The 12785-nt window shown below is 44.5% G+C and carries 7 protein-coding genes; 1 reads left to right on the forward strand and 6 read right to left on the reverse strand.

Going from position 1 to position 12785, the window contains the following annotated elements; all coding sequences use genetic code 11:
• Positions 1–52: 52 nt before the first annotated feature.
• The 6 genes from ACP26M_RS16810 to ACP26M_RS16835 all read right to left on the reverse strand — a co-directional run bounded on the left by ACP26M_RS16810 (position 53) and on the right by ACP26M_RS16835 (position 11045).
• Complete coding sequence (locus tag ACP26M_RS16810) at positions 53–1234, reverse strand: acyl-CoA dehydrogenase (RefSeq protein WP_090534114.1); 1182 nt, start codon at positions 1232–1234, stop codon at positions 53–55.
• A 340-nt stretch (positions 1235–1574) separates the two neighbouring features.
• Positions 1575–2564 (reverse strand): family 43 glycosylhydrolase, encoded by a 990-nt coding sequence (locus ACP26M_RS16815; RefSeq protein ID WP_426581626.1) that lies wholly within the window; start codon positions 2562–2564, stop codon positions 1575–1577.
• A gap of 41 nt (positions 2565–2605) precedes the next feature.
• Positions 2606–3220, reverse strand: a complete 615-nt coding sequence (locus tag ACP26M_RS16820) for an RNA polymerase sigma factor (protein WP_426581628.1) — start codon at positions 3218–3220, stop codon at positions 2606–2608.
• A 223-nt stretch (positions 3221–3443) separates the two neighbouring features.
• Positions 3444–7550: a hybrid sensor histidine kinase/response regulator gene (locus ACP26M_RS16825; protein ID WP_426581630.1), complete on the reverse strand. Its 4107-nt coding sequence runs from the start codon at positions 7548–7550 to the stop codon at positions 3444–3446.
• A gap of 515 nt (positions 7551–8065) precedes the next feature.
• Positions 8066–9088: a substrate-binding domain-containing protein gene (locus tag ACP26M_RS16830; protein WP_426581632.1), complete on the reverse strand. Its 1023-nt coding sequence runs from the start codon at positions 9086–9088 to the stop codon at positions 8066–8068.
• 76 nt (positions 9089–9164) lie between these two features.
• Positions 9165–11045 (reverse strand): glycoside hydrolase family 97 catalytic domain-containing protein, encoded by a 1881-nt coding sequence (locus ACP26M_RS16835; RefSeq protein ID WP_426581634.1) that lies wholly within the window; start codon positions 11043–11045, stop codon positions 9165–9167.
• 208 nt (positions 11046–11253) lie between these two features.
• Between ACP26M_RS16835 and ACP26M_RS16840 the strand changes: the two genes are divergently transcribed.
• Positions 11254–12738 carry a glycosyl hydrolase family 28 protein gene (locus ACP26M_RS16840; RefSeq protein ID WP_426581636.1) on the forward strand — a complete coding sequence of 495 codons (1485 nt, stop codon included), beginning with the start codon at positions 11254–11256 and terminating at the stop codon, positions 12736–12738.
• Positions 12739–12785 lie beyond the last annotated feature (47 nt).

A 12785-nucleotide genomic window follows, 5' to 3' on the forward strand; every position in this document is an offset into this window, starting at 1 on the left:
TACAAATAATATAATTGTAAATCAATAACTACAGGCAGAATAACCGGGTTCCCTATCCTTTCAACACTTCCCTGCTAATCACTATCTTCTGGATCTCACTCGTACCTTCGCCTATGGTACAAAGTTTGGCATCGCGATAAAACTTCTCAACAGGGAAATCCTTGGTATAACCGTATCCACCGAAGATCTGAACAGCCTCGGTGGCTGTGCGCACTGCCGTTTCTGAGGCAAAATATTTGGCCATGGCCGATTGTTTTGTGACCGGCAGATGGCGGTTTTTCAGATCGGCTGCCTGCATGATCAGCAGTTCGGCTGCTTCAATTTCGGTAGCCATATTGGCCAGTTTAAATGCTATCCCCTGAAAATTACCAATAGGCTGTCCAAACTGGCGGCGTTCTTTGGCGTAAGCAACCGCTGCTTCAAAAGCACCTTTTGCAATTCCTAATGAAAGTGCCGCTATCGAGATCCTGCCGCCGTCTAACACTTTCATAGCTTGTTTAAAGCCTTCTCCCTCAACACCCAGCAAATTTTCCTTTGGCACACGGCAGTTATCAAAAATAAGCTCCGTGGTTTCTGAAGCGCGCATACCCAGCTTATTTTCTTTTTTGCCATGGGTAAAACCCGGTGTACCTTTTTCAATTACCAGTGCCGAGATCCCGTGCGAATCGCCTTTGTTGCCTGTACGCACCATCACTACCGCCACATCGCCCGATTTACCATGGGTTATCCAGTTTTTTGAGCCGTTCACTACATAATGGTCGCCATCCAAAACGGCGGTGGTGTTCATACCCAGCGCGTCCGAACCGGTGTTGGCCTCGGTTAATCCCCAGGCGCCAAGCCATTCGGCAGTGGCCAGTTTGGGCAGCCATTTAAGCTTTTGCTCTTCATTGCCAAAGGCAAGGATATGCCCAGTACAAAGTGAATTATGGGCGGCAACCGATAAACCTATAGCACCGCAAACTTTGGCTATTTCGCTGATCACGGTTACATATTCAAAATAGCCGAAACCGGAGCCGCCATATTGTTCGGGCACAAAAACGCCCATCATGCCAAGCTCGCCCAATTGTTTAAATAAGTCGATAGGGAAAACCTGGGCTTCGTCCCATTCCATTACATGAGGTTTGATATAACGTTCGGCAAAGTCTTTGGCCATCTGGCCAACCATTTGCTGATTTTCGTTCATAGCAAAATCATACCCTCCTGTTGAGGGGGTATCGGTTAACAAAGTATCCATACATTTATAATTGGTTACTACAAAATAACGCATAAAAAACGAGATTGGTTTGCCCGTAAAAGCCTGCAAATCAAGAACAGTTTGGTATTGGGTATGAATTATAGGTTTAGTTAAAACAGAGTGGTTTTAGGGGAGAGGAAACTGATGAAAAATATTTTTCAGGAATTATTGGAGCGGGGACTAACCGGACAGTCTCATAGGGGCTAACCGCTACCAACTTTACCGATTAAAAAAGGTCAGCTCAGGCACGTGCCGGGCCGGTAAAAACGAAAAAGGGGCATCGCTACCCCTTAATCTATTAACTAACCTTATTAAGAAATGAATTGCATAAAAATGCTGATTAATTTGCAGTACCGTTTTTCACGTCGATCTTAAACGGGGCGGGCTCAGGAAGCCAAAGCTTGCCATCCCCGATCTGAACAGGCATCCATAAATACCGGGAATCCCATTGTTCTTTCGGTTTCCAGATATCTCCCAGATACAATACTATCGTATCCTTCTTCCCGCTAACTTTAAGCAATAAGGTAGATTGCGAACCATATGTATTTTTTTCCTTAGGTGCTATGTCTTTAAACTCCGACCATGGGCCTTCCAGGGCCTTTGCTGTGGCATACCGGTTAGGATTGGGCTTCCAGCCGGTAAGTGCGGAGCCTATGGCGTAATAAAGGCCCTTATAATGCACTATAGCCCCGCCTTCCATATGCTCAGCTATCAGGCACATCTCCCGGTCAATACTCAGGCAATCCTCCGAAAGCCGAACAATATGAAACCCGAGCGGACGGTCTTCGAAAACAAGGTATGGCGTACCATCATCATCTATAAACTGGCCAATGTCGCGGCTTTCATGCTCCAGGGGCCTGAAGCTTTTCAGGTATTTAAAATCACCGTCGGGGCTGTCACTTACGGCGATGCCGACCCGGGCAAACTTATAAGTTGCATTGTCAAGATGGAAATACATAACATATTGCCGGCTCTTTTTGCTGTAGAAAACTTTGGGCCTTTCCAGAACCCAGCGCCGCCCCAGGTTTTCGGGATCGGTCATCTGAACAACATCGCCTTTGAATGTCCAGTTCGTCAGGTCTTTTGACGCATAACAGCTAACATAACGTTTATTTGAATCCAGTCCCCGCCGTCTTTCTTCGCCATACCAGTAGTATGTGTTCTTTATTTTTATAATCCCTCCGCCATGCGCCTGGATATGTTCTCCCCGGTTATCGGGCCAAACTGCCCCGGGGTTTATGATTTTTTGATGCTGTGCATATACCTGGCCTGTAATCAGCAAAGTCATGACAGCCATGGTTATTCTTTTTAAAAGTATTTTTTTAATCATTCGGTGTTTTTTTGAAGGTCAGGAAATCTTATATACCGTTTTTATGAAAGCACCAATTCGGTTGTGGCAATCTTACTGCCTTCAGAAAGTTTAATACGCAGTTGATTGATGCCCCTGTGTACATGATTAACTACCGATTGATATTGTAACCCCGTTACTTCAGCAATCTGATCGTAATTCCAATTATCAAAATATCTTAAAAAGATCATCTCCTTTTGGCGCTTTGGCAAGGTATTCAAGGCAAGCGCAAGCATGTGCTCCACTTCTCTCCCGGTTTCTTCCAAAACAAGCACATCTTCCCTCGAAAAAACAATATCGATATCATGGCTTGCGGATAAGCCTACAAACTCGGGCCGCGCGGCCTTTAAAAAATTAATGGCAAGTGACCGCGCCGATTTAAAGAAATAGTATTTAACATTTTTAATAGGTCCAAATGTTATCCTCCGCTCCCACATTTTTATAAACAGTTCCTGTAAAACATCCTGGGCTGCATCCTCGTCTTTAATAATTTTATAGAGGTAGAAATACAAACCGGAATACAGTTCGTCATGTATCCTGCCAAAAGATTTGACATTTCCGTGGAGGGCTTCTTCCCACCATGTAGTTAGCTGGTTACAATTGTTCATATTGGCTTTAAAAACTGGTTTCTCTTTCAATTGGTCGTTGCCGACTTTAGGAACCTAAGCTGAAAACCGATTTACATAATCGATTAAGTAAGTTTGCCTATGGTTCTAATAACTGGTTTATATAAGCTAATATGAATAGATTTTATTCGGCAGATGGGACTCAAATTGGTCATTTATGCGGTATAAATTCGGCAATTTATCAATTTACTCAATTGATTAAGCAATGGAGAGAATATACATAAATAACTTAATATCAGTTAATTATATTTTTATTTTTCTTAAATACAGGTCTTTTTTGCTTAAGAAAGTCTGATGGGTTAGCGCCGAACAGTTTAAAAAACTGATCGCGGAAGTATTTGATGCTGTTAAAGCCTGTTTCAATGGCCACTTCATTAACATTCATATCCGACTGGATCAGCAGCTCAGCCGCCTTTCTGAGGCGTATGTAGCGGATGAAGCTATTAACAGTATGACCGGACAGCGATTTAATTTTGCGGTAAAGATTTGAATGGCTCATGCCGATCTCTGAAGCCAATATTTTGATGTTGAAGTTTTCGTCGGTAATATGCTGCTCAACAATTTCGATACATTTTTCCAGGAAGTTTTTATACTCATCCGAAATAGTGACGTTAACCGATTTCAGGGTAATGGTATTATAAAAATAGCTTTGAAGGTTACTCCTGTTTTGCAGCAGATTGGCAATGCGCGCAACCAGCACATCTTTATCAAAAGGTTTGGATATATAGTCATCCGCGCCGCTTTCCAGCCCTTTGATCTTATTTTCGGCAGATGAGCTCGCTGTTAGTAAAATCATCGGGATATAGCTCAATTGCTGGTCCTGCTTAATGGTTGAACAAAGTTCAATGCCATTTAAACCAGGCATCATTACATCACAGATAATAAGATCGGGCTGCTTTTCTTTCGCTTTCTGTAAACCGGTCAAACCATTGTCTGCCTCGTAAACCCTGTAACGGCTTTCAAGAATGGAACAAATGTACGACCTGATCTCGCTGTCATCATCAATAACCAGGATCCTTTGCTTGTCGGTAAAAATCTTATCCGCTTCAAAATCAATATCATTAATTTGGCTGGCTTCAGCTATCGCCGGCTGGTCTTCCACCATTTCACTAAGCAAGGGCGATAAATCAGCAGCATCGGCTGCCGCTGCCATATCCAACGAATAATGAGCTGTCCCTTTTAACAGGGTTAAACAAAAATCAGAGCCCTTACCCGGCCCACTTTCAAACGTTAATGAGCCGCCGTGATCTATGGTAAACTGGCGGGCCAGGAATAAGCCGATCCCAAAGCCCCCTTTTGCCGCCTGGCCATGCGTATTTGACCTGTAAAACTTTTCGAAGATATGCTTACCCGCTTCCGGGGATATTCCCGGGCCATTATCGGTCACATTGATCACCACCTCACCCGGCCCCGATTGCAGGCCAACGCACACGGCTTTCCCGGCCGGCGTATATTTAATAGCATTGGATATGAGGTTAAACAGGATAATCTCAATCTTTTCCCTGTCTCCGTAAATCAGTACCGGCTCTTCCGGTACCTTTAATTCAAAACTGATACCCGAAAGCCTGGCCTGCTGCACAAAACATAAAAATACCTCCCGGCAAACAAGGGTAATGTCCATTGGCGCAATTTGCAGGACCCCGGCGCCAGAATCGGCCTTACGAAACAGCAGCAGCTGATCAACAAGGCTTAACAGCCGCCTTGAATTACGATAAACAATATTAAGTTCCGCACGGTTCTCAGGGCCAATTTTTGCAAGCAGATCCCTTAACGGGTTGATGATGAGAGAAAGGGGGGTACGAAACTCATGAGAAACGCCCGTGAAAAACTCTACGCGCCGGTCATTCAATTCGCGTTCCTTTTCCTGCAGGTCGCGCTGGTGTGCAGCGGCGGCATTGGCCAGTTGTACTTCATATTTAAGCCGCGTTTCCCTGAACCTATAACGCAGGTACCAATAAACAACTGCCGCAAGCAACATCGCGTAAATCATGTAAGCCCAGATGGTACGATACCAGGGCGGCAAAATAATGACATGAAGGTGGACTTCACGGCTGATCCATTGCCCTTCGGCATTGGTACAGTTAATTTTCAATGTATACGTACCGGGCGCTAAACGGGTATAAAGCGCATTACGCTGATGCGCTGCATACACCCATCCCCTGTCCCAGCCCTGGAGCGTATAACGGTAACCGATCCTATCCTGCGCGGTAAATTCGATAGCTGCGAAACTAACGGCTATTGATGCCTGATCGTAAGGAACTTCTAACGACCGGATAACATTCCCTGCATCCGTCTTCACATAGTCCGGATAAGTACTTATGGGCTTATTGTTAATTTTAATATCAGTTATAACAATGTTGGGGATATCATGCAGGGGCAGGATTGCCTGCGGATGAAACATCGTGACACCATTGATCCCCCCAAACGCAAGCTGACCATTGTTTAGCCTTAAGCCCGCGTTAAAGTTAAACTCATTGCTCGCAAGGCCATCGCTTTCAAAAAAATTGGTAAAACTAACGGCTTTGGGATCAAATCGGCAAAGCCCGTTGTAAGTGCTTAGCCACAAACGCTTTTGCGCGTCTTCCAAAATGGCCAGTACCGTATTATTACTAAGTCCGTTACTGGTGGTATAGTGGTGAATTATTTTTTCCTTAGATGCTGAAAAATACAACAAGCCGGCTTCTGTACCCAACCACATGTCGCCGTTGCCTGCTTTCTGCATTGATCTTACCGCTTTACCTACCGGATAAAACTTATGTGCGTTGCTTTTTTGATCAATCTTATAAACCCCTTCGAAATTTCCAGCCCAAAGGTTTCCAAAATGGTCTTCGCCCATTGAAAGGATATTGGTCAGTGCCGCGTCATACAACCTGAATTGGTTATTATGCTTATCATATAGAAACAGCCCGTCCTGTAAGCCGCTGGCCCAAAGATTTCCAGCATGGTCCAGGTACAGGCACCAGAACACTATCCGGCTGGCAGCTCCCTGCCTGTCTACACCCCGAAATGTAGTGAATGTATTGGAACCCGGCTGGTACAGGTTAATGCCGCCCCCATAAGTGGCAATCCAGGTCCTGCCTTCCCTATCCCCGGCAATACTGGTTACAAAGTTTGAGCTTAGGGTGCCCGGCTGTGAAGCATCATGGCGAAAATTTGTGAAGCGATGGGCCTGCCGGTCCCAAATGCTCAATCCGCCGCCATCGGTACCAATCCACAGCCTGCCATCTGGGGCTTCATATAATGATTTAACAAAGTTACTGATAAGACTATTGGCGTTCAGTTCATTGTGCCTGATATTTACAAAACGTTCCTTTACCTCATCAATAACATTTACTCCGCCCCGTAATGTGCCGATCCACTTTCTGCCTTCGCGGTCTAAAAATAAAGCATAAACAGCACCACTTGAAAGTGAGTGCTCGTCACTCCCCGCAGGCAGATAGGTAATCTTGTCGCGCCCTTTATTCAGGATCTGGATCCCGCCGCCGTCAGTGCTCACCCAAAGTGTACTATCGGGCATAACTTGCAGGCTCGTTATCCTGCCCGATTTGAAAGGCCCGTTAAACTCATCAAAAAGACGGTCATATTGCCCTGTTTTGAAATCATAGTGGTGCAGGCCCTGGGTTGTGCCTACCCATAAACCATTGCCCTCCGGATAAATACAGGTAGCGCCGGTAACCGAAGGGTTCAATAACTTCAGACTACCGTGTGCGGCATCGTATTTAAAAAGGCCGGCGGCGCTGATCAGCGCATAGATCTGGTCGCCAGGCCCAACATACAACGCGTTAACGCTATAACCCTGTACAGCTTTTCCGTTATCATAGTATGGTATAACACGGCCGGTTCGTTTTCCCTTATCCATAACGATCAGGCCGTTGGAAAGAGTGGCAATGAAAATACGCCCGGAGCGGTCCGTTTTGATATCCCTGATAAAGGATGTCACGGGTGTTTCTTTGCCGGCCAAAATTGCATACGCCGGAGAAAACTCTTCTGTTACCGGGTTTAAGATACTTATGCCCTGGCGCGTACCTACCCATAAATTATTGGCCGCATCCTCTGCAATACAATTAATAAAATTATGAATAATTGATTGTTGCTTTTCGGGCTGATTGCGGTAAATACGGAAGTCATATCCGTTAAAACGGTTCAGGCCATCATAAGTGCCAAACCACATATAGCCCGAATGATCCTGGAAAATGCACCGTACTTCGCTGTTGGAAAGCCCGTCTTTGAGGCCAAGCCGCTGAATATTGGGCAAAGCAAGCGCTGCGGCATTGCTGTTTAAAATCAGTGCTCCTAAAATAATTACACAGCACCAACGTGCGGCTGCTTTAAAAGGCCGCATACAGGAGGATGCCGGTTGTTGAATACTGCTCAATTTGAATATAAGTGCGCGAAACACTTGGTTTGTGTTTCAAAAACTGTCCCGTCAGGTTAAACATTACTCCTGGCGCTTCTTTTTAGGTTCCTGATTTATTTTCTGAACAATTGAATTCCAGCTTTTTTTGATCGTTTGTTCGTCTGCTTTCGGATTCTTTATCTGAAATAGCTCTAAGGGTTCCGCTTCGTTTCGCTTTTTTTTCATAAATCGATACACTATCATGTCTGCACCCTGTAACCTTTACTCAAAACAAAAATATAATTATCTGACAAATAAAGAGCAAGGATTGTCCGTGTGCCCCAACCGATCATTTTCCTCAATATTCCCTGCTGTTTATCCTTAACAAAAAGGGCTTCCTTTCAGAAGCCTTATTATAACCAACTTAGCTAAACCGAACGGTTTATTAGGGGAGAGTTACAACAAAGACAATCCCAAACAGGTTTGATACTCATTTTTTTAATTTTTTTATTTCGGATAAATTACACCTGTAACCTTGCTGATGAATCCCTTATGATCAGTTTGGTTTTCAATAAAATATTTTGCGAATCGATTATGTGGTTATCCTGAAGCTCTTCCAATAAAATTTTGGTAACCCTGAGCCCGATCTCCGTGATTGGCTGGGCTACAGCGGTTATAGCCGGGTTAAAAAGGGCAAAATTGTTAATATCATCAAATACGGCAACACCGATATCTCTGGTGATTATCAATCCCGATTCCTTGAGGACCTGCAGGCCGCTTAAGGCGAGATAGTTGGTTGCAAAAAAAATGGCATCTATATCCTTTTTACTTTTCAGGAGGCTTTTAAGGTTCTGGACGGTTTTGTGTGGATCTTCATTATAGATAATTTCTTTTAGGATTGGCGGTAGCCCGTGTTTTTGGAGGGCCGCGTGATAACCGTTAACACGTTCGTTCATTTGGTCCTGCCCGGCCGCAAGCGTAACCATGGCAATGTTACGGAAGCCGTTATCTATCAAATGCAAAACAGCGGCCTCACTGCCGCGAAAGTTATCGACAAGTACTTTAGAACATTGCAGATCAGGCGAGGCGCGGTCGAACACCACTACCGGGTAACCTTCCTTTACAAGCTGGTTGATATCATCTTCCAAACCGGCAGTAGGTGCCACGATGTACCCATCTACCTGGTAATTTTTAAAGGTTTGCAGCAGGTCACGGGCGATAACGGTAGAATTTTCAGAGCTGCCATAAATAACGCGGTAACCTTCTTTATAAATATGCTCTTCCACAACCCTGGCGATAGCCGAAAAAAAAGGATCGCTTATATCTTCCACAATCATGCCCACCGTTTTACTTTTTCCTGTCCGCAGGCTGGCTGCCAGCCGGTTGGGCCGGTAACCTACCTTTTCAACAAACCTCAGTATTTTATTTTCCAGCGCCACGCTGATACCATATTGCCTCGCCTTGCCATTAAGAACATAGGAAACAGATGCTTCTGACACTTTTAACGCGGCAGCAATATCTTTCAAAGCCAATTTTTTCTTCATTTCGCCCAAAGCAGGATCCTCCTTAAGTCAAACTAACACAATCATTAATAATGCTCCCCAACAACATCCCCGCCCTCTATTTTATTTGAGGTCTTATGATAACGGCCTGGCCCCCTTTTGCATCCAGGTCAACAACAAAAGCATCATTGTGCCTGAGCTCAATCTTTTTTACCTGTATGCCGCCCTGTCCGTCATCGCCATAAACAGTAGCGATGTATACCTGATTTTTTTCCAGGAAATCGAGCTTGAGGTTTCCTCCCCATTTCTGAAGGCCAGCAGCGCTGCCCAGGTACCAGGTACGGCCTTTACGGCGTGCTACGGTAATGCCTTCGCCTATCTCTCCCTGTACATATTTGCTTTCGTCCCATACAGTGGGCACATATTTAAAAAATTCAATGTCTGCCTCATCCTTATAATCCTGCGACCGCCCGTACCAGAAAATCGCCTGGAGCGGGTCAAAGTATACAATGGTCAGGGCCATTTGCTGGGCTTTGCTCACCCGGATATTTTTACTGTAATCATTCACCTTGTTGGGGTAGCAAAAGGTAAAATCGGCAGGGCCGGCCAGGTAACGCGTAAATGGCAATACGGTATTATGGAAAGCATCAGGACTGTTTTCATCGCCCCTGATCCCTTCCTGGCTCAGCACACACGGGTACCGGCGGCTTAAACCTGTGGGTTTATAATGATCATGTACGTTGAGTATCATGCCATAATCATTTACTTTTTTCATGGCCGAATCAAGCCAGGCAAGGCCTTTCTGCGTGCCGCCGTCTACAAACCCAAACTTCAGCCCGCTAACTCCCCACTTTTTATAAAGCGGCAATATGGTATCTATCTTAGCTTTGAGCCCCACATAATTTACGTATAAAATAACGCCGATGCCTTTTTGCCGGGCATGGGCAATGATATCCGGCAAGTGGAAATCAGGTAAGTATCTGGTAGGATCAGAGGTAGTTCGAAATTCGGCACCGTACCAGCCTGCATCAACCAAAATGTATTGAAAGTTCATTTTTTGAGCAAAATCAATTACATCAAGGGCGCCTTGCGTATTGATAGGTACCCTGAAAACCTTTCCGGGTTTTACATAATCAGGCACCTCATTACTAAGTGGTTTAACCAGTTTAAGATTAAGCTGACTAAACGCGTGCAAACCTATGGCAGTACTGCTGCAACTGATGGTTCGCCAGGGAGTAATGAGACTATCGGTGAACCGGATTAATGAATCCTTCCGAACCGATTTAACGCGATGGTCGCGGTAAATGGTATCCGTATAAAATTGTAACGACAGGCTATTGGGGCGGCTGCCGTGAACCAATACGCATTTGGTGTAATTGCGGTTATCGGCTTCGCCTATACTTATATATGACTGTGCGGCGGTAAGCGTTGAAGGAAGGTCACTGGTACCCGGCAATGAATCGACCATAACCGGCCGGAAAACAGATTCTTCGTGATACTGGTAAATGCGATAGCTTGTTGCAAGGTTAAACTCCGTTAGTTCCGATTTAAGTTGTACAATGCTATCACCAAGCTGCTTACAGACATACCTAAACGCCAGGCTTCCATCATATACCCTTACGATAATATCATAATTACCTCTGCCAGAGGTGCAATGAAGCATGAGCTCGTTACAATGGTTTACCAGGCTGGCATCTTCTCCCAGCGGCCACAAAAACTTTTCATTGATTTCTTTTTTGGCCGATCCCTTTAACGTGATACCCCGAACTAATGAAGAACCGGTAGTTTCGATCCCCAAACGCGACCAGTTAACAATTAACCGTGTATTGAAAATTAACCGATAATACAGCTGCCCTTGCTCATCCAGTGAAAATTGCGCCCGCGTACGGTTATCTGGTGAATAAAGCAGTGCAACAACCTTTTGTTTTGCGGACACAGCATTATTGCAAAAGGGAGAAAGGGCTATAAAAAAGGCAAAAAAAAGGTATTTATTCTTCATTGTTTAGGATACGGGGCAACAACAGTAATAAGGACAAGCAATGCTCTTAAATATACTCAAAGAGATTAGTGATTTAGTTCAAATTGTTCAGGGTATTTCATTAGGGCACATTATCTCCGGCAAATGCAGTTATTTTTTCGATATAGTTTTTTTATTGAGTATGAGAATCCGCCTTTATTGTCTTCCTCTATACACTATAAAAACTTCTATGAACAAATTCCTGGCACTGACATGTGCAGTCGTATTTTTATTAAAAACAGTCAAGGCAGAAATCATAACTTATAAAGCACCCGAAAGTAACTTAGTTAATCATACAATTAAAGTAGATGTGCGGCAGGGCACAGGCAACTGGCAGCCCTTAGATGTATATATCGCCGATGTAGCGGCTCGTTTTGACGCGCAGCGCATTATTAAAAAAACCACTTTTACTTATTTTGATTGTTCCGGTTCGATAAAGCTTCGGGTTAAGCTAAACCAGGGGAATATCAAAGAAGTAAGGATCAGACCTACGGCATACGGCATCAAGCCCGAGGTTAAAGGCAACGTTGTGGAATTTGAATTAAACGCTTCGCAATATGTTTCATTAGAGGTAAACGGCAACATTTTTGAAAACCTGCAGATTTTTGCTAATCCTATAGAAAACAGCCGTCCCACAAAAGCCAATGCGCAAACACTTTATTTCGGCCCGGGCATCCATAAAATCGGCCGGATGGTGATCCCCTCGGGTAAAACCGTGTATGTGGCCGGCGGCGCTATTGTTGAAGGCTCATTTGTTATAGATCATGCAGAGAACGTCAGGATCTGCGGCCGCGGAATCCTTACACAGCACCCGGTACAGGGCGACAGCGTTAAACCCCAAAATACTACAGGAACACTCTCAAAATTAAGGAATGACCATTTGATCATCCAGAACAGCAATAACGTCAGTGTCGACGGGATCATTGAATTACCAACGGGTTATTCTATTTTGATGGGCGAATCAAAGCATGTGAGTATAAGTAATTTCAAAGCTTTCAGTGCAACCGGTAATGCCGATGGTATCGACATCTTTTGCAGTCAGGATATTAAGCTTGATCATATATACATGCGAAACTCTGACGATTGCATCGCCATTTACGGTCACCGCTGGAACTATTACGGCAATACCTCAGATATCTCAATTAACAACGCCATTTTATGGGCTGATGTAGCCCATCCCCTGCTGATTGGTACGCACGGCGATACTGACCACCCGGATACCTTACAAAATATCCGGGTTCAGAATATGACTGTACTTGACCATAACGAAAACCAGCTTGATTACCAGGGCTGCATAGCACTTAATGCCGGCGACAGCAACCTGATCAGGAATGTCAGTTTTGAAAACGTGGAGATTGAGGATATCCGCAAGGGGCAACTGTTTAATTTAAGGGTGATGTACAACCGAAAATATAACACCTCTCCCGGGCTGGGGATCGAGAACATACTGTTCAGGAATGTTAATTATAACGGCAAGCGGGCTAATATGTCTATTATAGTCGGCTACGATGACAAACGCGGCATCAGGAACGTTATATTTGAAAACCTGAAGATAAACGGCACCCTGATATTCGATAAGATGCCGGGCAAACCCGGCTTTTATAAAACAAGTGACATGGCCAATATATTTGTGGGTGAACATGTAGATGGGATCCAGTTTCTGAGCAAGGATTAAGCCGGATAAACGTAAGGCTTATTGACCATCTCGTCATACGCATTATT

This window comes from Mucilaginibacter sp. R-33, assembly GCF_049949235.1.
Lineage (GTDB): Bacteria > Bacteroidota > Bacteroidia > Sphingobacteriales > Sphingobacteriaceae > Mucilaginibacter.

Bases quoted from the DNA above. Each gene is read 5' to 3' on its own strand.
- ACP26M_RS16810 (WP_090534114.1), bottom strand. From the start codon at position 1,234: ATGGATACTTTGTTAACCGATACCCCCTCAACAGGAGGGTATGATTTT.
- ACP26M_RS16815 (WP_426581626.1), bottom strand. From the start codon at position 2,564: ATGATTAAAAAAATACTTTTAAAAAGAATAACCATGGCTGTCATGACT.
- ACP26M_RS16825 (WP_426581630.1), bottom strand. From the start codon at position 7,550: ATGCGGCCTTTTAAAGCAGCCGCACGTTGGTGCTGTGTAATTATTTTA.
- ACP26M_RS16830 (WP_426581632.1), bottom strand. From the start codon at position 9,088: ATGAAGAAAAAATTGGCTTTGAAAGATATTGCTGCCGCGTTAAAAGTG.
- ACP26M_RS16835 (WP_426581634.1), bottom strand. From the start codon at position 11,045: ATGAAGAATAAATACCTTTTTTTTGCCTTTTTTATAGCCCTTTCTCCC.
- ACP26M_RS16840 (WP_426581636.1), top strand. From the start codon at position 11,254: ATGAACAAATTCCTGGCACTGACATGTGCAGTCGTATTTTTATTAAAA.